The 19,487-nt window shown below is 67.3% G+C and carries 16 protein-coding genes; 10 read left to right on the top strand and 6 right to left on the bottom strand.

Going from position 1 to position 19,487, the window contains the following annotated elements:
• Position 1: 1 nt before the first annotated feature.
• Positions 2 to 2,248: an ATP-binding protein gene (locus tag RT688_RS02185; RefSeq protein WP_313703213.1), complete on the bottom strand. Its 2,247-nt coding sequence runs from the start codon at positions 2,246 to 2,248 to the stop codon at positions 2 to 4.
• A gap of 250 nt (positions 2,249 to 2,498) precedes the next feature.
• Between RT688_RS02185 and RT688_RS02180 the strand changes: the two genes are divergently transcribed.
• Positions 2,499 to 4,403 carry a PAS domain S-box protein gene (locus RT688_RS02180; RefSeq protein ID WP_313703212.1) on the top strand — a complete coding sequence of 635 codons (1,905 nt, stop codon included), beginning with the start codon at positions 2,499 to 2,501 and terminating at the stop codon, positions 4,401 to 4,403.
• A gap of 206 nt (positions 4,404 to 4,609) precedes the next feature.
• Here RT688_RS02180 and RT688_RS02175 read toward each other — a convergent pair whose 3' ends face one another.
• Together RT688_RS02175 and RT688_RS02170 are read right to left on the bottom strand one after the other, a co-directional pair.
• On the bottom strand, positions 4,610 to 5,794 hold the full coding sequence (locus tag RT688_RS02175; protein ID WP_313703211.1) for a hypothetical protein: 1,185 nt from the start codon (positions 5,792 to 5,794) through the stop codon (positions 4,610 to 4,612).
• Between the two features lie 155 nt (positions 5,795 to 5,949).
• Positions 5,950 to 7,233: a prolyl oligopeptidase family serine peptidase gene (locus RT688_RS02170; RefSeq protein ID WP_313703210.1), complete on the bottom strand. Its 1,284-nt coding sequence runs from the start codon at positions 7,231 to 7,233 to the stop codon at positions 5,950 to 5,952.
• Positions 7,234 to 7,559: 326 nt separating this feature from the next.
• Between RT688_RS02170 and RT688_RS02165 the strand changes: the two genes are divergently transcribed.
• The 5 genes from RT688_RS02165 (at position 7,560) to lpxD (ending at position 13,571) form a co-directional block, all read left to right on the top strand.
• The gene (locus RT688_RS02165) at positions 7,560 to 9,842 is read left to right on the top strand and encodes an ATP-binding protein (protein WP_313703209.1); all 2,283 of its coding nucleotides are present in this window, start codon (positions 7,560 to 7,562) and stop codon (positions 9,840 to 9,842) included.
• Positions 9,843 to 9,937: 95 nt separating this feature from the next.
• Positions 9,938 to 10,513, top strand: coding sequence for an NAD(P)H-dependent oxidoreductase (locus tag RT688_RS02160; protein WP_313703208.1), 576 nt, complete (start codon positions 9,938 to 9,940; stop codon positions 10,511 to 10,513).
• 53 nt (positions 10,514 to 10,566) lie between these two features.
• Positions 10,567 to 11,175, top strand: a complete 609-nt coding sequence (locus tag RT688_RS02155; protein ID WP_313703207.1) for a tRNA-uridine aminocarboxypropyltransferase — start codon at positions 10,567 to 10,569, stop codon at positions 11,173 to 11,175.
• Between the two features lie 40 nt (positions 11,176 to 11,215).
• A complete protein-coding gene (locus tag RT688_RS02150) occupies positions 11,216 to 12,391 on the top strand; it encodes a PA0069 family radical SAM protein (RefSeq protein WP_313703206.1) in 1,176 nt (391 codons plus the stop codon).
• Positions 12,392 to 12,521: 130 nt separating this feature from the next.
• Complete coding sequence (gene lpxD / locus RT688_RS02145; RefSeq protein WP_313703205.1) at positions 12,522 to 13,571, top strand: UDP-3-O-(3-hydroxymyristoyl)glucosamine N-acyltransferase; 1,050 nt, start codon at positions 12,522 to 12,524, stop codon at positions 13,569 to 13,571.
• A 159-nt stretch (positions 13,572 to 13,730) separates the two neighbouring features.
• Here lpxD and RT688_RS02140 read toward each other — a convergent pair whose 3' ends face one another.
• Both RT688_RS02140 and RT688_RS02135 read right to left on the bottom strand, forming a co-directional pair.
• Positions 13,731 to 14,300, bottom strand: a complete 570-nt coding sequence (locus RT688_RS02140; RefSeq protein WP_313703204.1) for a gamma-glutamylcyclotransferase — start codon at positions 14,298 to 14,300, stop codon at positions 13,731 to 13,733.
• Between the two features lie 73 nt (positions 14,301 to 14,373).
• Entirely contained in the window at positions 14,374 to 15,288 is a 915-nt protein-coding gene (locus RT688_RS02135; RefSeq protein WP_313703203.1) for a LysR family transcriptional regulator, read from the bottom strand.
• A 104-nt stretch (positions 15,289 to 15,392) separates the two neighbouring features.
• Between RT688_RS02135 and RT688_RS02130 the strand changes: the two genes are divergently transcribed.
• Positions 15,393 to 16,418, top strand: coding sequence for a fumarylacetoacetate hydrolase family protein (locus RT688_RS02130; RefSeq protein ID WP_313703202.1), 1,026 nt, complete (start codon positions 15,393 to 15,395; stop codon positions 16,416 to 16,418).
• Complete coding sequence (gene maiA, locus RT688_RS02125; protein WP_313703201.1) at positions 16,415 to 17,059, top strand: maleylacetoacetate isomerase; 645 nt, start codon at positions 16,415 to 16,417, stop codon at positions 17,057 to 17,059. Before RT688_RS02130 ends, maiA begins: the two co-directional genes overlap by 4 nt.
• Before the next feature lie 183 nt (positions 17,060 to 17,242).
• On the opposite strand, the gene RT688_RS02120 is transcribed toward maiA, so the two are convergent.
• On the bottom strand, positions 17,243 to 17,686 hold the full coding sequence (locus RT688_RS02120) for a CBS domain-containing protein (RefSeq protein ID WP_313703200.1): 444 nt from the start codon (positions 17,684 to 17,686) through the stop codon (positions 17,243 to 17,245).
• A gap of 166 nt (positions 17,687 to 17,852) precedes the next feature.
• Here RT688_RS02120 and RT688_RS02115 point away from each other — a divergent pair, with 166 nt between their 5' ends.
• Positions 17,853 to 18,623 carry a uracil-DNA glycosylase gene (locus tag RT688_RS02115; RefSeq protein ID WP_313703199.1) on the top strand — a complete coding sequence of 257 codons (771 nt, stop codon included), beginning with the start codon at positions 17,853 to 17,855 and terminating at the stop codon, positions 18,621 to 18,623.
• Between the two features lie 373 nt (positions 18,624 to 18,996).
• Positions 18,997 to 19,476: a Fe-S cluster assembly transcriptional regulator IscR gene (gene iscR / locus RT688_RS02110; protein WP_312550526.1), complete on the top strand. Its 480-nt coding sequence runs from the start codon at positions 18,997 to 18,999 to the stop codon at positions 19,474 to 19,476.
• Positions 19,477 to 19,487: the final 11 nt, after the last annotated feature.

Below are 19,487 nucleotides of genomic sequence, written 5' to 3'. Positions count from 1 at the left end.
CTTAAGGTAATGCGAGTTTGCGCGGGATGCTGAACGAGAAGGTGGCGCCCTGGCCCTGGGTCGATTCGGCCCAGGCGCGTCCGCCGTGGCGCTCGACGATGCGGCGCACGTTGGCCAGGCCGATGCCGGTGCCCTGGAAGTCTTCCATGCGGTGCAGGCGCTGGAATACGCCGAACAGCTTGTGCACGTAATCCATGTTGAAGCCGGCGCCGTTGTCGGCGACGTGGAATACGGTGTCGCTTGCATCCTGCTCGGCCCAGACGCGGATCACGGCCGGGTCGCGCTGGCTGGTGAACTTGACCGCGTTCGAGAGCAGGTTGGACACCGCCAGGTGCAGGAAGGTCGGGTCGGCCACAACGCGCGGCAGCGGCGCGATGTCCCATTCGATGTGACGTCCCTGCAGGTCCATGGCCATCTTGTCGATGCAGGAGTCGACCAGGTGCGACATGTCGACCTCGACCGGGCGCAGGGCGGCGCGGCCCATCTGCGAAAAGCTCAGCAGGTCGTCGACCAGCTTGCCGGCCAGGCGCGCCGATTCCTTGATGTTGGTGAGGAAGCGCTGGCGCAGCTTGCCGTCCTCGCTGCCGCTCGATTCGAGCAGCAGGTCGGAAAAGCCGACGATGTGGCGCAGCGGCGCGCGCAGGTCGTGCGAGACCGAGTACGAGAAGGCTTCTAGCTCCTTGTTGGCGCGGCCCAGTTCCTCGGCCAGTTCGGCCATCTGCTCGGCGCGCTCGAGTGCGATGCCGAGCAGGGCGCTGCGGAATTCGCCGGTCAGTTCGATCTCGGCCACGTGCCAGGGCAGGCTGATGCCGTGGATTTCCTCGCGCCAGGCGGCAAAGCTGGTGCGCGGGCTCAGCTGGGTCGGCGCCTCCGGCGCGGCGTCCTTCTCGCGCGGGTTGCCGGCCCATTCGATGGTATGCACCAGTTCGGGGCGGAACCACAGCAGGTAATGCTTGTGCACGCGCGAGATCGGCATCGCCAGCAGGCCGCTGGCATTGCGCGTGAGCGCGGCGCCGCCGCGATAGTGCACCGACAGCGCGTCGGTGTGGAAGACCTCGTCGCCGTGGCCCTGCTGTTCGAGCCAGGCGACGATGCCGGTGATGGCTTGCTCGTCCGGCGTGTCGCCGTAGGTCAGCACGCGCTCGTCGGCAACGATGGCGACGCCGCCGGCGCGCGCGAAGCGCAGCAGTTCCGGGAACACGACGCGCATGTTGTCGATGATGTCGGCGCCCTTGGTCAGGTTGCCCAGCATGGCCACCATCATGCGCCGCACTTCGAGGCGGAACTGCAGTTCGGCGGCGTCCTCGCGCGACTCGATGCACAGCGACAGGACCTGGCCCAGCTGCTCGCAGGCGGTGCGCTTCTCGAATTCCAGCGGGGCCGGCTCGGCGTTGTGGCAGGAAATCAGTCCCCACAGCTTGCCCTTCACCACCAGCGACACCGACATCGAAGCCAGCGTGCCCATGTTGCGCATGTACTGCAGGTGCACCGGCGAGACGCTGCGCAGGGCGGCGAACGACAGGTCGTTCGGCTTGCCGGTGACCGGATTGAGCGGCGGCACGATCGCGGCCGGCACGTAGTTGGCGTTGTGGATCAGGCGGATGTGCTGCAGCGTGTACAGGTCGCGCGCCTGGGACGGCACATCCGAGGCCGGGAAGCGCTGCCCCATGTAGGAGTCGTAGTCGTCTTCCTTCGATTCGGCCATCACGTGGCCGTGGCCGTCGCGGTCGAAATGGTAGACCATCACGCGTCCGTAACCGGTCACCATGCGAACGTGGTGCGCGGCCAGCGCGGCCAGCGTCTCGACCGATGCCGCTTCGTTGACGTTCAGGAGGAAGTCGCCGAGCAGGGGATACAATTCGCGGAAACCGGCCGGCGCGTCGCGTTCGACGGCTTCGAACTCGACGATGATGACGCTGTCCCAGGCGTGGGCCAGCACGTCGAAGTGATTGCCGTTGCCGGTCGTGATGGTGCCGAGATAGAAGGGGCGGTTGCCGAGCCTGGCGCCGTCGAGCGATGGCGCCAGGCGGGAGGCGGCGGCCTCGCCGATGACTTCGGCCAGCGGGCGCTCACTGACGGCGCCGGCATCGACGCCAAGCCAGCGCGACAGGTTGGCGCTCGCCTGCAGGACGGCCAGTTGCGGCGACAATGTCAGCAGGAACCCATGGGGCTGGATGCTGCCGGGTGTGCGGATGGGTTCCTTGTCGCAGCTGGACAGGTCGAGCGGTGCGGATTGGGCGTTAAGCATGATGCGCGAGCTGGGCACGGCGGGTGACGAAACCGCTATTCTAGCGTGAAAGGCAAGCCTGTATGTAAGGCAATGGCCTATCCATACGCGCTAACGCGACAATGGAACGGATAGTTATCTTTTCCAGTCGAATCGTGCTTGACGCTTTGCAGCGCCTCCCAGGCATGGATCGTCCGCGCGTGTGGCAGGAAGAACAATATTCGGTTTATGATTAAGTGTTTCCGATCATTGCAGGCGCCGCCCACCGCCCATGAACAAGAGAATTCACGTCAAGCAGGACCTGACCGAAGAGCAGCGCTTCCAATACCTGATTTCCGGTATCCGGGACTATGCGATCTACATGCTCGATCCGGAAGGCCACGTCAGCAGCTGGAACAGCGGCGCGCGCCGCTTCAAGGGGTACGAGGCGCCCGAGATCCTGGGGGAACACTTCTCGCGTTTCTACACGCCCGAGGACCGCGCCAGCGGCCTGCCGGCGCGTGCCCTGGCCACCGCGCTGGCGGAAGGCAAGTACGAAGCCGAAGGCTGGCGCGTGCGCCAGGACGGCACGCGTTTCTGGGCCAGCGTCATCATCGACCCGATCCACGACGAGCACGGCAACCTGCTCGGCTACGCCAAGATCACGCGCGACATTACGGAACGCAAGAAAGCCCAGGACGCGCTGCGCGCCAGCGAGGAGCGCTTCCGCCTACTGGTGCAGGGCGTGTCCGACTATGCGATCTTCATGCTCTCGCCGGAAGGCGTGGTCAGCAACTGGAACAGCGGCGCCGAACGGATCAAGGGCTACTCCGAACAGGAGATCGTCGGCCGGCACTTTTCCAGCTTCTACACGCCCGAGGACCGCGAAAGCGGCCTGCCGGCGCGCGCGCTCGGCACGGCGGTCAAGGACGGGCGCTACGAGGCCGAAGGCTGGCGCATGCGCAAGGACGGCACGCGCTTCTGGGCCCACGTCATCATCGACGCCATCCACGACGAGGAGGGCGAGCTGATCGGCTTTGCCAAGGTCACGCGCGACCTGACCGAGAAGAAGGCGGCGGCCGACGCCCTGGCCGAGGCCAACGCGGCGCTGTTCCAGGCGCAGAAGATGGAATCGATCGGCCAGCTCACCGGCGGCATCGCCCACGATTTCAACAACCTGCTGTCGGTGCTGGCCAGCGGCCTCGAGGTGCTGACCCTGCGCGGCAGCGGCGGCGACGCCAAGACCCTCGACAGCATGCGCCGCGCGATCGACCGCGGCGCCACGCTCACCCAGCAGCTGCTCGCCTTCGCGCGCCAGCAGCCCCTGCAGCCGGAAACCCACAGCGTCAACCGCCTGGTCTCCGGCTTCGAGTCGGTGCTGCGGCGCGCGGTGAACGCCGCGATCGACTTCGAGGTGCATCTCGCGCCCGAGATCCGCGCCACCGTCATCGACAGCGCGCGCTTCGAGTCGGCGCTGCTGAACCTGGTGGTGAATGCGCGCGACGCGATGCCCGAGGGCGGGCGCCTGTGCATCGCGACCGAAAACGTGGAGCTGGCCGAGCGCGAAGTCAACGGCCTGGCGCCGGGGCGCTACGTCAAGGTGACGGTGACCGACACCGGCACCGGCATGTCGCCCGAGACCGCGGAGCGCGCCTTCGAGCCCTTCTACACCACCAAGGAAGTGGGCAAGGGCACGGGCCTCGGGCTGTCCCAGGTCTACGGCTTCATCAAGCAATCCGGCGGCGAGGTGAAGATCCGCACCGCGCCGGGCGAAGGCACCGCGATCGCGATCTACCTGCCGGCCGCGCCCGGCCAGGACCTGCCGGCCCAGCAGGAGATCACGGAGACGGTGCTGATCGTCGAGGACGAGCCGGACCTGATGGACGTCGCCTCGGCGCTCTACATCAGCATGGGCTACCAGGTCCTGACCGCTTCCAGCGGCCAGGAAGCGCTGGCCCTCCTGCAAAGCCGCGACATCGACATCCTGTTCACCGACGTCATCATGCCGCACGGGATGAACGGGGTCGAATTGGCGGCCCATACGCGCGAGCATTATCCCGACGTGAAGATCATCCTGGCCTCGGGTTATCCGCTGCCGGCCCTGAAGCTCGAGCACGCCAACCTGAACGACTTCGCCTTCGTCAACAAACCCTATCGCCTGTCCGACCTGGCGCGCGCGCTGCGCTCGGCGGCATGAGGCGTCTGCGCAGCGGTCGTAGTCGTCCGCTGCGCGACGCGGTGCGTTTGTTCAAGCGTTCGACCGCGTGGACACGGGTGTCCACCCTACAATGGCAACAGCCACCGTGAAGTTCGCAGGCCCGGCTTTTCGTAGGGTGGACACCTGTGTCCACGCGGTACGGCGGTTGATCCGAGCCCACGCTTGCGCTGCGAAGCGCCGAGCAATCACAACCCAAAAATGATATCGCTGATCCGTTCGTAGATCGGATCCGCCGACGGCCCCTTGTTCGGCCAGTTCAGGATATCGAAGTGGTCGTACCCGCGGTAATTCCCGAGGAAATTCCAGGTCCCGCGCAGCGGCGTGCCGTCGAAGTCGCGCACCGGGTGGCCGGCGGGCGCGCGCATGCTGGCCGTGTTCACGACGCCGTCGTTGGCGAACCATTCGCTGTCGATGCGCACCCGCCCCGGCGCGCTTTGCGTGTAGCCGCCCATGCCGTGCTGGTGCACCGACGGCACGATCCATTCGCCGGCGTAGGTCTTGAAGTAGGGGATCATGTCGACGCGCGGATACTGGTGGTTCGCGCTCTGGATTGGGGCGATCGCGCGGTCGGTGCCGTTGCAGCACCAGGCGCCGGCCTCGGTCGCCAGCGTGCCGATCGAAAAGTAGTACACGTGGGGCGAGGTGCGCGCCCACAGGTTGAAGTCGCGCGCGCCGTCGGGCGCCAATTCCCAGCGCTGGAAGTCGGCCTCGATCAGGTCGCGCAGCGGCGAGCGCAGCTGGGGCAGGATGTCGAGCACGGCGTCGCGCAGCGTGGTGCCGTTGTGCGGCGCCGAGAGCGTGGTCACGCTGCGCACCCAGCCGATCCTGCCGCCCTGGTAGAGCTCGCCGTCGCCCTCGCCGGGCGCGCCGTGTTCGAGCAGTTCGACCAGGGCGCGGATCGTGGTGCCGCCCTGGCTGTGGCCGATGAAGTGGATCGGGTGTCCGGCGTCCCAGGCCGGATACAGCGCCAGCGGGTAGCCCTGCGGGTTGTTGGCGGGATCGGCCGCCCAGCATTTCCCGAAGGGCTTCTGTTCCTGCCCCGGCAGCGGGGTGCGCGAATGGTTCAGGCCATAGTCGACGCAGCCGCCCTTGATTTGCGCATAGAGTTCGGCGGCGCGGTCCCAGTTCGAACTGATCGCGCCGACGGTGGCAGTGAACACGGTGCGCGGACCCTTGTAGAGCCGCAGGTGGCCGGCGATGTCGTGATAACCGCCCCAGTACAGGTAGCCGCTGGTGGGAAACGCTTCGGGGCCGAAGCCGAGGAAGCCGTGCACCAGCACCACCGGATCGTTGTTGGCGGCGCGCGCCGGGCCGGCCGGCAGCAGGGCCAGCGCCAGCATGGCGAAGAGGATCCGGGTGAAGCACCGCATGAATGGCTCCGAAGGGTGGTTTGCGCCATTTTCCGGGCTCGGCCGCGGGACGGGTTTGCGCCAGGTCGTGGGTGCGGCGTGTAAACGAATCCGGCGCACCACAAGGGTGCGCCGTCGGCTTGACTGTACTACACCGGAAGGAAATAAACCGCGAATTATTCCGCCGGCGCCACCGCGGCCTGGGCTGCCGGTTGGGCCGCCGGCACCGTGCTGCCGACCGCGCCCGGCGCGTTCGGGTCGGCCGGGGCGGCGATCGAGGCCGTCATCGTTGCCTTCTCGGCGGCGTCGACGCGTTCGCCGTTCCACACCACGTAGTCGTCCACCGAATACAGCTTGCAGGGCTCGCTGCTCTTGGCCGAGCAGGTCGCCAGGGCGCGCGCTTCCGGCGCCTCGCCTTCCTCGGCCCAGGTCCAGGCGCCGCTCGGCGACACGGCGAAGGCGCGCGGCGTCATCTTGGTCAGGTAGTCGGCGTAGGCGCGGCGTCCGTTCTCCGACAGGAAGGGCACGGCCTCGACGTCGTCGAGTTGGGCGTAATTGGTGCGCGCCGGGGTCGGCGGCGGCGGCACGTTGTAGACGACTTCGGTCGGCATGCCGATCTGCTGCAGGAAGCGCATGGTATCGGCCAGCCAGATCTTTTCGCCGTCGCGGCTGGCCAGCATGCCGTGGGCGTCGCGCTTGAACGAGGGGAACTCGACCAGGCGCGCCTTGCCGCCGGCCTGCTGGAAGGCTTCGTGCATGCGGTTCGCCAGGTCCGGGCCGAACAGGGAGTCGTTCTCGCCGTACATCCACAGGCTCGGGATCTTGTTGTTCGCGCCATACTCGGCGAAGGCCGAGACCAGGGCCGAGCGCCAGCCGCAGCCGGCGCTGTCGTCGCGCAGGCCGCCGGCGAAGTTGATCAGGCCGCGCACGCCGCGCAGCTGCTCGGTGCCGAGCGCCATCGTGGCCAGGCCGCCGTAGGACTGGCCGGCGACGATCACGTGGTCGGCGTCGACCCAGCTCTGGGTGCGGGCGTACGCGAGCGCCGAACGGATGTCCTCGGCCTGCAGGTAGCCGTTGGCGGTCATGTCGCAGCCGCGGTCGCGGTAGTGGCCGGTCGAGTTGGCGAAGCCCTGGCGCATCGGCACCATCACGGCATAGCCGCGCTTCACGAAAGCGGCGGCCATGTAGTAGAAGCGGTCGCGCGGCTGGGCGCTCGGGCTGCCCGGGTCCTTGCCGTGGTTGATGACGAGCAGGGGGAAGGGGCCGGGGCCGTTCGGACGGAACACGGTCGTCTCGAGCATGGCGCGGCCGTCGCGGCCGGCCGGCACCTGAACGACCCGTTCGTTCATGCGGTAGTCGAGCTGGAGCTCCTGTTCGATCGCCAGGCCGGGCAACATGGCGAGGCTGGCGAGGAGGGCGGTGGCGATGCGGCGGACTGCTGCTGGGCGAACTTGGAACATGGGCGACTCTGGAAAGTGTCTGCCGGTGCGACAGATTGCTTGGCGGAATAAATTGATTCTAGGCAGGCTGATGGCCTAGGGCAATATCCGATTGGGCAATTCCAGAGCTAAATTTTCGTGTGTGGCAAAGATGCTTACATACATCAATAGCGAACGTTTACAAGCTTGCGCAAAGAGCAAGGAAAAGCATGAACAGGAGAATAAGGTTGCCTCTTGTATAATCGCCTCGTGAGCCGGCGCGCGACTGGCTTCTCGTTGCCGGGCAGGCGCCCGGCGGTTTCATCGTCGTTCGATGCTGCATGCCGTCCCAGGAGGACCCGACCACAATGCGTTTCCGGAACCGGCTGCTGATCCTTGTCGTTACTCTCCTGGTGCCTTCGTTCATCGGCGCCGCCCTCGCGGTTGCCTATGTCTACGCGGAACAACAAAAGGACCAGGAGCGCAACATTGCCGAGACCGGCCGCGCGTTTGCCCTGCTGATCGACAACGAGATGCGCCACCATGAAGGCATCCTGCGCACGCTGGCGGCCTCGCCCGCGCTGGCCGGCGGCGACCGTGCCGAGTTCTACGAGCACGCGCGCCGCGCGGCCGAGGGCGCCGACGCGGTGGCGATCCTGTACGACCTGGACGGCAAGGCCTTGCTCAACACGAATCGTCCGTTCGGAACGCCCCTGAGCGGGCGCGACCCCTCGAATTTGCCGGCGCTGATGCAGCGCCTGGGCACGGACCAGACCCTGATCTCGGACGTGTTCCTCGCGCCGCGGCTGCAGCGCTACGACTTCATGATGCAGGTGCCGGTCGTGGTCGAGGGCAAGACCCGCTACCACCTCGTGCTGGGCATGCACGTCGGCATCCTGCAGCGCCTGGTGCAGCGCCAGCAGTTCCCGGCCGCCTGGAGCGTCAACGTCACCGACCGCAACGGCCGCATCGCGGCGCGCTCGCGCGACCCCGGGCATTACGTCGGCACCCTGCTGCGCGAGCAGACCCGGCGCCGCCTGGCCGCCATGACGCACGAGATCTTCTTCGATAGCAAGACCCTGGACGGCGTGCCCGTGCGCTCGCTCGCGAGCATCGTGCCGAACTCGCAATGGAAGGTCCTGCTCAGCATTCCGAGCACCGAGGTCCGGCGCGTGCCGCTGGAAGCCGCGGCGCTGCTGGCGGCGATGATGGCGCTGCTGCTGGTGCTGGCGGTGGCGGCCGGGCGCTGGTTCGCCCGCCGCGCGGTGGCGCCGATCGAATACCTGGGCCGTTGCGCCGACCGCCTGGCCGACGGCGAGGAGATCCCGTATCGCCCGCACGGGCTGGAGGAAGTCGATACCGTTGCCTGGCGCATGGTCGAGGCCAGCAAGCAGATCCGCCGCTCGAAGCGCGAGCTCGAGCATCGCGTCAACGAAGCGATCCTGGCGACCGAACAGGCGCAGGGCGCGCTGCTGCGCGGCCAGAAGCTCGAGTCGCTGGGCCGGCTGACGGCGGGCATCGCGCACGAGTTCAACAACCTGCTGCAGACCCTGACCACGGCGCTGCAACTGGCGGCGATGCAGGCCAGGGAGCCGAACCTGCAGCGCCTGATCGAGACCTGCAAGCGCACGGTCGCGCGCGCCACCACGCTCACCGGCCAGCTCGGCTCTTTCGGCCGGGTGCAGGAGGGCCGGCTGGTGACGGTCGACGCCAACGCCCAGCTTGCCAGCGCCCTGACCCTGATCCGCGGCGCGGTCGGCGACAAGGTGGCGATCGAGACCGCTTTCGAGCCCGGCCTGTGGCCGGTCACGGTCGAGCCGCTGCAGTTCGACCTGGCGCTGCTGAACCTCGCGATCAACGCGCGCGACGCCATGCCGGCCGGAGGCAAGCTGCGCATCGCGGCGCGCAAGGCCGCGCATGCGGCGCCGCCGGGCCTGGCGCAGGGCGACTATCTGCACCTGACGGTGTCCGACGAGGGCGTGGGCATGACGCCGGAAATCCTGGCGCGCGCCCTCGATCCCTTCTTCACCACCAAGCCGACGGGGCAGGGCACCGGCCTGGGATTGGCCCAGGCCTATGCCTTCGCCAACCAGGCCCAGGGCACGCTGACCCTGCACAGCACGCCCGGCAAGGGAACCCGCGTGCACATCTACCTGCCGCGCGCACACGGCCCGGCGGCGGATACGCCACCGGATACGCCACCGGCCGGCGCGCCGGAAACCGCGTCGGAAACCGCGTCGGAACCCGCGCCGGGAACCGCGCCGGCCGGCTTGCCGGACGCCGCCGCGCCCAGCGCCGGCGCCACCGTCCTCTTCGTCGAGGACGATGCGCTGGTACGCGAGGCGGTGGGCGAAGCCTTGCGCGCCGCCGGCTTCGACGTGCGCATCGCCGTCAACGGCGAGGAAGCCCGGGCGCTGCTCGAGCGCGGCGCGGCCGTGGACATCGTGTTTTCCGACATCGTCATGCCAGGCAGCGTCAGCGGCATCGACCTGGCGGCGCTCGTGCGCGAACGCTGGCCCGCCCTGCCGGTCGTGCTCGCCACAGGCTATACCGATCGCCGCGTCTCGATCCCCGGCGTGAATATCCTCGCCAAGCCCTACGACCTCGAACAAGTGATCGGCCTGCTGGGACGCCTCACCGGCCGCCGCTGACCGGCTTTTTTGCGGTTCCGCAACGCGGCGCACCCGTAGCGGGCGACTCACTAGAATGGGCGCGGGACTGTTCCCGCACACGCGAGGAGGCGATCATGATCAAGGTGGCGGTTATCGTTGGCAGCACCCGTCCCGGGCGCAAGGCGCTGGACGTGGCGCGCTGGGTGATGGAGACGGCGGACAAGCGCAGCGATGCGCACTACGAGCTGGTCGACATCGAGGATTTCAAGCTGCCCCTGCTCGACGAGCCGGTGCCGCCTTCGATGGGCCAGTACTCGCAGCCGCACACCCTCGCCTGGGCGGCGAAGATCGCCGGGTTCGACGGCTTCGTCTTCGTCACGCCCGAGTACAACCACGGCACCTCGGGCGCGCTGAAGAACGCGATCGACTTCCTGTACAAGGAATGGAACAACAAGGCCGCGGGCTTCGTCGGCTACGGCAGCGCCGGCGGCGCCCGCGCCATCGAGAGCCTGCGCCTGGTGATGGGCGAATTGATGGTGGCCGACGTGCGCGCCCAGGTGATGCTGTCGCTGTTTACCGACTTCGAGAATTTCGCCACCTTCAAGCCGGCCGCCCACCAGGCCAAGTCGGTCGACGCCATGCTCGACCAGGTGGTGGCCTGGAGCGGGGCGCTGGCGGCGCTGCGCAAGCAGGCGGGCCAGGCTTCCTAGCCAGGGCGAGTTAGTCCGGGCTGCTACAATCGGCGCCTTTTGCCCGTACGCCGATGAGCCAGCCCCCAAGTTCCCGCCGCGCCACCTGCGCCGCCTGCCTGCGCGCGCAATCGGCCTGCATCTGCCGCTGGGTGCGCCCGGTGGCGTCGCCGGCCGGCTTGCTGATCCTGCAGCACCCGCTCGAAGTGGCCAACGCCAAGAACAGCGCGCGCCTGCTGCACCTGAGCGTGGCCGGCAGCGTGCTGGAAGTGGGGGAGGCGTTCGAGCCGGCACGCCTCGACGCGCTGCTGCATGCGGACGGGCGCGTCCCCGTGCTGCTCTATCCGGACACGCCCGATGCTCCGGCGCCGGCGTCCCTGCCCATGCCGGAAAGCGTCCGCCTGGTCGTGCTCGACGCGACGTGGCGTAAAAGCCGCAAGATGCTGTACCTGAACCCGGCCTTGCGGCAGCTGCCGCGCCTGGCGCTGCGCGACATGCCGGCCTCGCACTACCGCATCCGAAAGGCGCATGCGCCCGACCAGTTGTCCACCCTGGAGGCCAGCGCCCACGCCCTGGGCCAGCTTGTTGGCGATGGCGCGCCTTTCGCCCCCTTGTTCGCGGCCTTCGACGGTTTCGTCGAACAACAGGCCGCTTTCGTGCCGCGCTTGAATTGCAGCGCATAGCGGCGTACCATACTGTATAAATATACAGTACAGGTGCCGCATGGCTGATCGCGAACGAACAATTGACCGGGAATACAGCGCCGAGCAGATCGTGCTCGCGCCTGCGCTCGCCGCCACCAAGGGGCGCGGTGCTGTTTCCAACATCCAGGGCCGCTACGAAGTCAACGGCCGCGAGCGCTTCGACGACGGCTGGGCCGTTGCCGAAAGCGGCGAGGCGGCGGCGCCTTTCAAGACCGTCGTCACCGACGAGGTGGCGAAATCCATCCTCTCGCGCAACAGCTCGCCGGACATCCCCTTCAACGTCTCGCTCAATCCCTACCGCGGCTGCGAGCACGGCTGCATCTACTGTTTCGCGCGGCCATCCCACAGCTACCTTGGGCTCTCGCCGGGGCTGGACTTCGAAAGCCGCATCTTCGCCAAGGTGAACGCGGCCGAGCTGCTGCGCCGCGAACTGGCCAGCCCGTCCTACAAGCCCGAGCACATCGCCATCGGCGTCAACACAGACGCCTATCAGCCCTGCGAGCGCGAGCGCCGCATCACGCGCGAAGTGCTCGAAGTGCTGCACGAATGCCGGCACCCGGTCGGGCTGGTCACCAAGTCCTCGCTGATCGAGCGCGACATCGACCTGCTGGCGCCGATGGCGGCGAACGCCCAGGCCTGCGCGGCGATTACCCTCACCACGCTCGACTCGGAAATCTCGCGCACCCTCGAGCCGCGCGCACCCACGCCGGCGCGGCGCCTGCGCACCATCCGCACCCTGACCGACGCCGGCATCCCGGTCAGCGTCAGCGTGGCGCCGATCATCCCTTTCGTTACCGAACCGGAAATCGAGAGGATCCTTGAGGCGGCGCGCGACGCCGGCGCGGTCAGCGCCCATTACGTGGTGCTGCGCCTGCCTTGGGAAGTAAACCCGCTGTTCCAGGAGTGGCTGGAGGCGCACTTCCCCGAGCGCGCCCAGCGCGTGATGAACCGCGTGCGCGACCTGCGCGGCGGCAAGGATTACGACAGCGACTTCGGGCGCCGCATGCACGGCGAGGGCGTCTGGGCCGACCTGATCCGCCAGCGCTTCGACAAGACCGTCGAACGGCTCGGCCTGGGCGCATTGCGCGGGCGCTTCGAGCGGCTCGACACGGCGCAGTTCCGACGGCCGCTGGTGGTGCCTGCGTCGAACGGCAAGCAGAAGGGCAAGGCGAGCGCCCAGTTGGACCTGTTCTGAATTTGTAGTGCTCCACCCTTGATCCAGGTTAGCGTACCTTGCCGTTGCTGGAACCGCTCTCCAGGCCTCCCTGTCCAAATGGACATACCGACAGTGCCTTGCGAGGAGAGCCGCGATGAGAGGGGAGAGCATGGGAATCCGACTAGCCGAGCTGGTCGAGCGTTTCGGCGGCCAACTGGATGGCGACGCCGGCATCGAAGTCACGGCCATCGCACCCCTGGACCGTGCCGGCGCTTCCGACGTCAGTTTTCTCAGCAACAGCAAGCTGCGCACCCTGGCCGCGCAGAGCCACGCGGCGGCGCTGGTGCTGTCGCCCGCCGATGCACCGGAAGTCGCGGCCGCCTACGAGGGCGCGCGCATCGTCACGCCGAATCCCTATGCCTGGTTCGCGCGCGCGGCGCAATTCTTCGTGTCCAGGCGCGAAGCGCCTCCGGCCCCGGGCGTGCATCCGACGGCCCTGGTGCACGAGACCGCGCAGGTCGACCCGACGGCCCATGTCGGCGCCTACGTCACGGTCGAGGCGGGGGCCGTCATCAAGGCCGGCGTGGTGATCGGTCCCGGCTGCTATGTCGGGCGCGAGGCGGTGCTGGGCGAGGGCACGCGGCTCTTCCCCAACGTCACCTTCCATGCGCGCTGCATCATGGGCGCGCGCGGGATCGTCCACTCCGGCGCCGTGATCGGCGGCGACGGCTTCGGTTTCGCGGTCGACGGCGGCGCCTACATCAAGATTCCCCAGACCGGGCGCGTGGTCATGGGCGACGACGTCGACATCGGCTGCAACACCACGGTCGACCGCGGCGCGCTGGACGACACCGTGATCGAGGACGGCGTCAAGCTCGACAACCAGATCCAGATCGGCCACAACTGCCACATCGGCGCCCACACGGCCATGGCCGGCTGCGTCGGCGTGGCCGGCAGCGCCAACATCGGCAAGCATTGCACCTTCGGTGGCGCGGCCATGATCAACGGCCACATCGAGATCGTCGACAACGTCCACATCACCGGTGCGACCATGGTGCCGAACTCGATCAGGGAGCCCGGGCGCTATACCGGCTATGTGCCTGCTTCCAGGAACGCGGAATGGGAACGCAACGCCGTGCTTGCACGCAACCTGACCACGATGCGCGAGAAGATCCGCGCGCTCGAGAAGGCCGTCAAGGCGCTGACCGCACAGAAGTGACTACGTGGAAGAAGCGCTGCGTACCAAACCCGTGGAACGTCGCAAGAGCGAGGCCGCTGTGCGGTGCGGCTGGATCGGCGGCGCGCCGTCCGGGAACGCTGATCGGCGGCGCGCCTTCCGCCAGCGCGACCCGATGCGCAGGCGTCTCGCAGCCACAGCTCAGTGCTCCGCCAGCTCCACCAGGTGGCGCTCGATCTCGAACACGTGCGGATCATCCTTGCCCAGTTCGCGCAGGGCCCTGGCCAGTTCCAGCAAGTATTCGCTGTTCGGGCCGCTCGGTCCGCGCGACTCGGCGATCTGGCGGGCGATGGCGCGCTCGCTGGCCGGGCCGAGGAAGGCCGCGTTCTCATGCGTTGCGATGTAGACCAGGCCCTCGGCGCTGCTGCCGTCCTCGAAGCCGATCTCGGTCGCCAGGCGCAGGTAGCCGTTCTTTTCGCGGTGGTCGAGGTGGGCGAATTCCTCGGGCGTGACGAGGTAGGCCATGCCGTGGCAGACCGCGCCCGGCTCGGGCACCAGGGTGACCACCCGCCCCGGCGCGGTTTCCGTGCCGCGGTGGTCGTGCGAGCCTTGCCAGAAGCGGCGGCTCCAGCCGGTGATGTGCGCCGGTCGGCGTTCGAGGAAGGGGAAGTCGGCCTTGTAGATCAGCGAGCCGTAGCCGAACAGCCAGACACTGGCGTGGCCGTTGAACCTGTCCATGCGCTGGTTGATGGCGATGGTGTTGTGGGACATGATGCGGTGCAGGGAAGGGGAGAAAGCGATCGCTCGATTCTAGCGCAGCTGCCTGATGGCGGCAGGCAAGGGTTCAAGCGCCGTCCACGCGCCGACGTTTTGACGCAACATAGGGAAACAGGAAGTCGATGAAGCTTTCCGCCGCCGGCGACAGCGAACGCCCGGCGCGCGTGTAGACGAAGAAGCGGCGCGTGAGCCTGGGCTCTTCGAGCGGACGCATGTGCAGCCGGTAGAGCCGCGCCAGCGGTTCGGCGTAGGGCAGGCAGACCGTGACGCCGAGGCCAGCGCTGACCATCGCCAGCGCCGTGGTCATGAAGTTCACCTCGTTCGCCGGCTTCAGGGGCAGTTCGCGCAGCAGTGCGTGCATGTCGGCCAGCAGGCGTTCGGTGAACTGGCCCTGCAGGGCGATGAAGGGGAAACGCGTGACGTCCTGCCAGGTGACACGTTCGGCTGCCTCCAGCGCATGGCCGGGTGGGAATACCAGCGCGAAGGGCATCTCGAACAATTCCCGCGCTTCCAGTTGCGGCGTCGGCTCGCGTTCGGGACCGATGCCGATGTCCGACTCTCCCGACAGCACGCGCGCGATCACGCTGTCGACCTCGCTGTCGGCCAGGCGCACCTCGATGTCCGGCAGGCCGGCGCGGTAGCTTGCAATCGCTTCCGGCAGCAGTGTGCAGCACATCAGTTGCGGCGCGGCAATGCGAACAATGCCTTTTCGGAGCTGCGTGTGGTCCGCGACGTTCGCCAGCGCACCGTCGAGATCGTCGATCATCTGGCTAAATAGCGGATACAGTTCGCGGCCGATGTCGGTCAGGGTGATCCTGCGGGTCGAACGGTCGACCACGCGCGCCCCCAGGGTCTGCTCGAGTTCCTTGATCAAACCGGACAGGGCCGACTGCGTGACGTGCAGGCTTTGCGCCGCCAGCGTAAAGTTACCGGTCTTGGCGACCGCCACGAAGGCACGCATCTGGCGCAGGGTAGGATTCATAAGATAATCCGATAAATGAGTCGGAAAATATTGATTGTATGATAGTCCGTTTTCATCTTTAATGGCGGCAACAACGCAACAACGCAACAACAAAGGAAAACGCCATGAAACTCGCCACCCTCAAGAGCGGCGGCCGCGACGGCACCCTGGTCGTCGTCAGCCGCGACCTCGTTACCTGCCAGCCGGTCCCGACGATCGCGCGCACCCTGCAGTGCGCGCTCGACGACTGGGACCAGGTCGCGCCGCGCCTGCAGGCCGTCTACGACCAGCTCAACGCCGGGACCGCCGACCGGGCCGAGTCCTTCATCGAATCCGAATGCCATTCGCCGCTGCCGCGCGCCTACCAGTGGTGCGACGGCTCGGCCTACATCAACCACGTCGAGCTGGTGCGCAAGGCGCGCAACGCCGAGGTGCCGGCCTCGTTCTACACCGACCCGCTGATGTACCAGGGCGGCTCGGACCGCTTCATCGGTCCCTGCGACTCGATCGCCGTCATGTCGGAAGACTGGGGCGTGGACCTGGAAGCGGAAGTGGCGGTCGTGACCGGCGACGTGCCGATGGGCGCCAGCCTCGAACAGGCCGCGAGCGCGATCCGCCTGGTCATGCTGGTCAACGACGTCTCGCTGCGCAACCTGATTCCGAACGAACTGGCCAAGGGCTTCGGCTTCTACCAGTCGAAGCCGGCCAGCGCCTTCTCGCCGGTGGCGGTCACGCCGGACGAGCTGGGCGACGCCTGGCATGACAGCAAGCTGCACCTGCCGCTGCTGGTCACCCTGAACGACCAGCTGTTCGGCAAGCCGAACGCCGGCGAAGACATGACCTTCAGCTTCGCCCAGCTGGTTGCCCACGCGGCAAAAACGCGCGAGCTGGGCGCGGGCAGCATCGTCGGTTCGGGCACGGTCTCGAACAAGCAGGGCAGCCTGCACGGATCGAGCATCGCCAACGGCGGCGTCGGCTACTGCTGCCTGGCCGAGGTGCGGATGTACGAAACCATCGAACACGGTGCGCCGAAGACGCCGTTCCTGCGCTTCGGCGACAGCGTGCGCATCGAGATGCTGGACGTTACCGGCGCGAGCATTTTCGGCGCCATCGATCACGAAGTCGCGCATTACCACGGGAGGAAGGAATGAAGCTCTACACCTATTTCCGCAGCTCGGCAGCCTACCGGGTGCGGATCGCCCTGAACCTCAAGGGCCTGACCTACGACGCGGTGCCGGTGCACCTGCTCAAGGACGGCGGCCAGCAGCGCCAGGAGGAATACCGCAAGATCAACCCGAGCGGCCTGGTGCCGGCCTTCCAGGACGAGCGCATCACCCTGACCCAGTCGATGGCGATCATCGAATACCTCGACGAGCGCTTCCCGGCCGTGCCCCTGATGCCGCACGACGCCCCGGGCCGCGCCCGCGTGCGCGAGCTGGCCCAGATCATCGCCTGCGACATCCACCCGCTGAACAACCTGCGCGTGCTGCGCCACCTGGTGCACGAACTGAAGCTGAGCGAGGAAGCCAAGACCGAATGGATCCAGCACTGGATCCGCGAAGGCCTCGCTGGCCTGGAAGCTCACCTCGCGCGCGACCCGGCGGCCGGCCCGTTCTGCCACGGCGGCTCGCCGACCATGGCCGACTGCTTCCTGGTGCCCCAGGTGTTCAACGCCCAGCGCTTCGGGATCGACGTCAAGGCCTACCCGAACATCGCGCGCATCGACGCCCACTGCGCCGAACTGCCGGCCTTCGCCGCCGCCCACCCGTCGAAGCAGCCCGACGCGGAATAAGCATCAGGGGCGGATGCAAGAACATCCGTCCGTAACGCTTCCGTAGGGTGGGCAGCTCCACCCGGAACGGCCGATCATCCGCCAGGCATGCGCTGCCCACGCGGCGACCGCCGGCACCCGCGCAGCCACGCCTCGCGCCGCTACCCACCGGCACGCTGCCCACGCACCGTTCCCGCAAGTTCCTCAATGCCGGGTCGACCGATCCGGCTCCGACGGCGTCGAGATCTCGTCCAGCGTCCGGTCGATCTGGGCCGAATGCCTGGTCGCCATGTCGCCCAGCGAGACGATGCCGACGACCTGCCGCGAGTCCTCGTCGATCACCGGCACGCGGCGGATCTGCACGTCGCCCATCTGGCCCAGCACGTCGTCGACGGTCTGGCGCGTGGTGCAGGTGCGCACGTCGGTGCTCATCACGTCGCCGACGCGGGTGGAACCCGGCGCCTGGCCGGCCGCCACCGACCGCACCGCGATGTCGCGGTCGGTGATCATGCCGACCAGCCTGCCGCCGTCGAGCACGGGAATCGCGCCCACGTTCAGCTCATCCATCATCTGCGCGGCGCGCTGCACCGTTTCCTGGGGCGAAATGGTTTCCACGTCGCGCGTCATCACATCCTGGATCGTTTGCATGGGTGAACTCCTTGTCGAGGGTGGGCGGAAGCTCCGCGCAAGGCATGGATCATGCCGCGAATCGCGCAAGGGGCACGCCAGATTGAAGCGCGGAATCGTCCGTCCTGCGCGGCCTCGTCCCATCCTTGCCTGCGCTACAATCCGCTTCTTTTCTCGCCGCCACGCCATGACCGACACGACCATTCCCGCCGCCATCCTCGCCGCTTTGGACCTCGCCGATCCCTCCTGGCGGCCGCACCTGCTGCGCGGCCTGGAAGCGGTCGCGCGCGCCAACCCCGGCTACCTGCCGGCGCTGGCGGTCGACACCTATCTGCCGACGGAAAACCGCCTGTTCGCGGCCTTCGCCCAGCCTTTGGCCCGGGTGCGCTACGTGCTGGTGGGCGAGGGGCCTTACCCGCGCGCCGAGAGCGCGACCGGCGTGTGTTTCATGGATGGCGCCGTGGGCGAGCTGTGGAGCGAGAGCGGGCTGTCGAAACCGGTCAACCGCGCGACGTCGCTGCGCAACTTCATGAAGATGCTGCTGGTGGCGGACGGGCAATTGCAGCTTGAGGCAACGGGCGGCGCGGCGATGGCGCCGGTGGCCGCCGAGGCGCTCGCGAACGGGGCGATCCGCACCCTGACCGAGTTGCAGTGCAACCTCGAAGACGAGGGCTTCCTGTTGTTGAATGCGTCGCTGGTATTCCGTTCGCACGTCAAGCCGGCGATCGATGCGCGCGCCTGGCTGCCTTTCCTGCAGGTGGTGCTGGCGGTGCTGGCCGAGCGGCCCGTGCCGCCGACGCTGGTGCTGTGGGGGAAGATCGCGGAGGAGTTGCGCAAGTTGCCGGAGACGGCGAAATTTCCGCAGGCGGTGGCGGAGCATCCGTATAACCTGAGCTTCATCGGGCACCAGGGGATGCAGGAATTGTTCGGGCCGATGAAGCTGTTGCACAAGCGCTGAGGCGGGTGGCGGTGCGGGCGCGGCTGTTCGCAGAGTTGCGATCACCGCGTGGGCAGCGCGGGCGATGCGGATGAGCCGCTCGCTGCGGTGGAGCTGCCCACCCTACGGGTGCGGATAAACGTAGGGTGGACGGCTTCGCCGTCCACGCGTTGATCGTTGCCTGATGCTCCGTCGTGAACGCTCCGGCATCCACTGGTAACACTGCCGAAACCACCCGACCGGTTTTGGGGGCCTCCGAGACAAGCCCCCCGGAATTTGCTATACTTGACTAAATCGTTCAACTAATCCGGTTTTTAACCGTCGGCATCCACAAGATGCGCAGGCGATGTGATTAGTGAACAAGAGCAATATTTTAACATTAACCGGGGTTGTGATGCGTCTGACCACCAAAGGCCGTTTTGCTGTTACCGCGATGATCGATCTTGCCATGCGTCAAGGCAATGGTCCCGTCACGCTGTCGGGCATCAGCCAGCGCCAGGCCATTTCGCTGTCCTATCTGGAGCAGCTGTTCGGCAAGCTGCGCCGCCACGAGATCGTCGAGTCGATCCGCGGCCCGGGCGGCGGTTACAGCCTGGCTCGCCCGGCCGAAAAAGTGACGGTGGCCGACATCATCATCGCGGTCGACGAGCCGCTCGATGCGACCCAGTGCGGCGGCAAGGAAAACTGCCATGGCGCCGACGCCGCCAGCGGCACCCGTTGCATGACCCATGAGCTGTGGACCACGCTCAACGCCAAGATGGTCGACTACCTGGACTCGGTTTCCCTGCAAGACCTGGTCGACCAGCAAAAGCAGAAAGAACAAAACGTCGTGGTGGTGCACCGCACCGCCGCTGCCACCGTTGGACAAAACTGAAGCAAAGCAAA

Source organism: Massilia sp. (assembly GCF_032106685.1).
Taxonomy (GTDB): Bacteria; Pseudomonadota; Gammaproteobacteria; order Burkholderiales; family Burkholderiaceae_D; genus Telluria.
The sequence above is the reverse complement of the archived record's forward strand: the minus strand, read 5'-3'. Positions and strand labels throughout refer to the sequence as shown.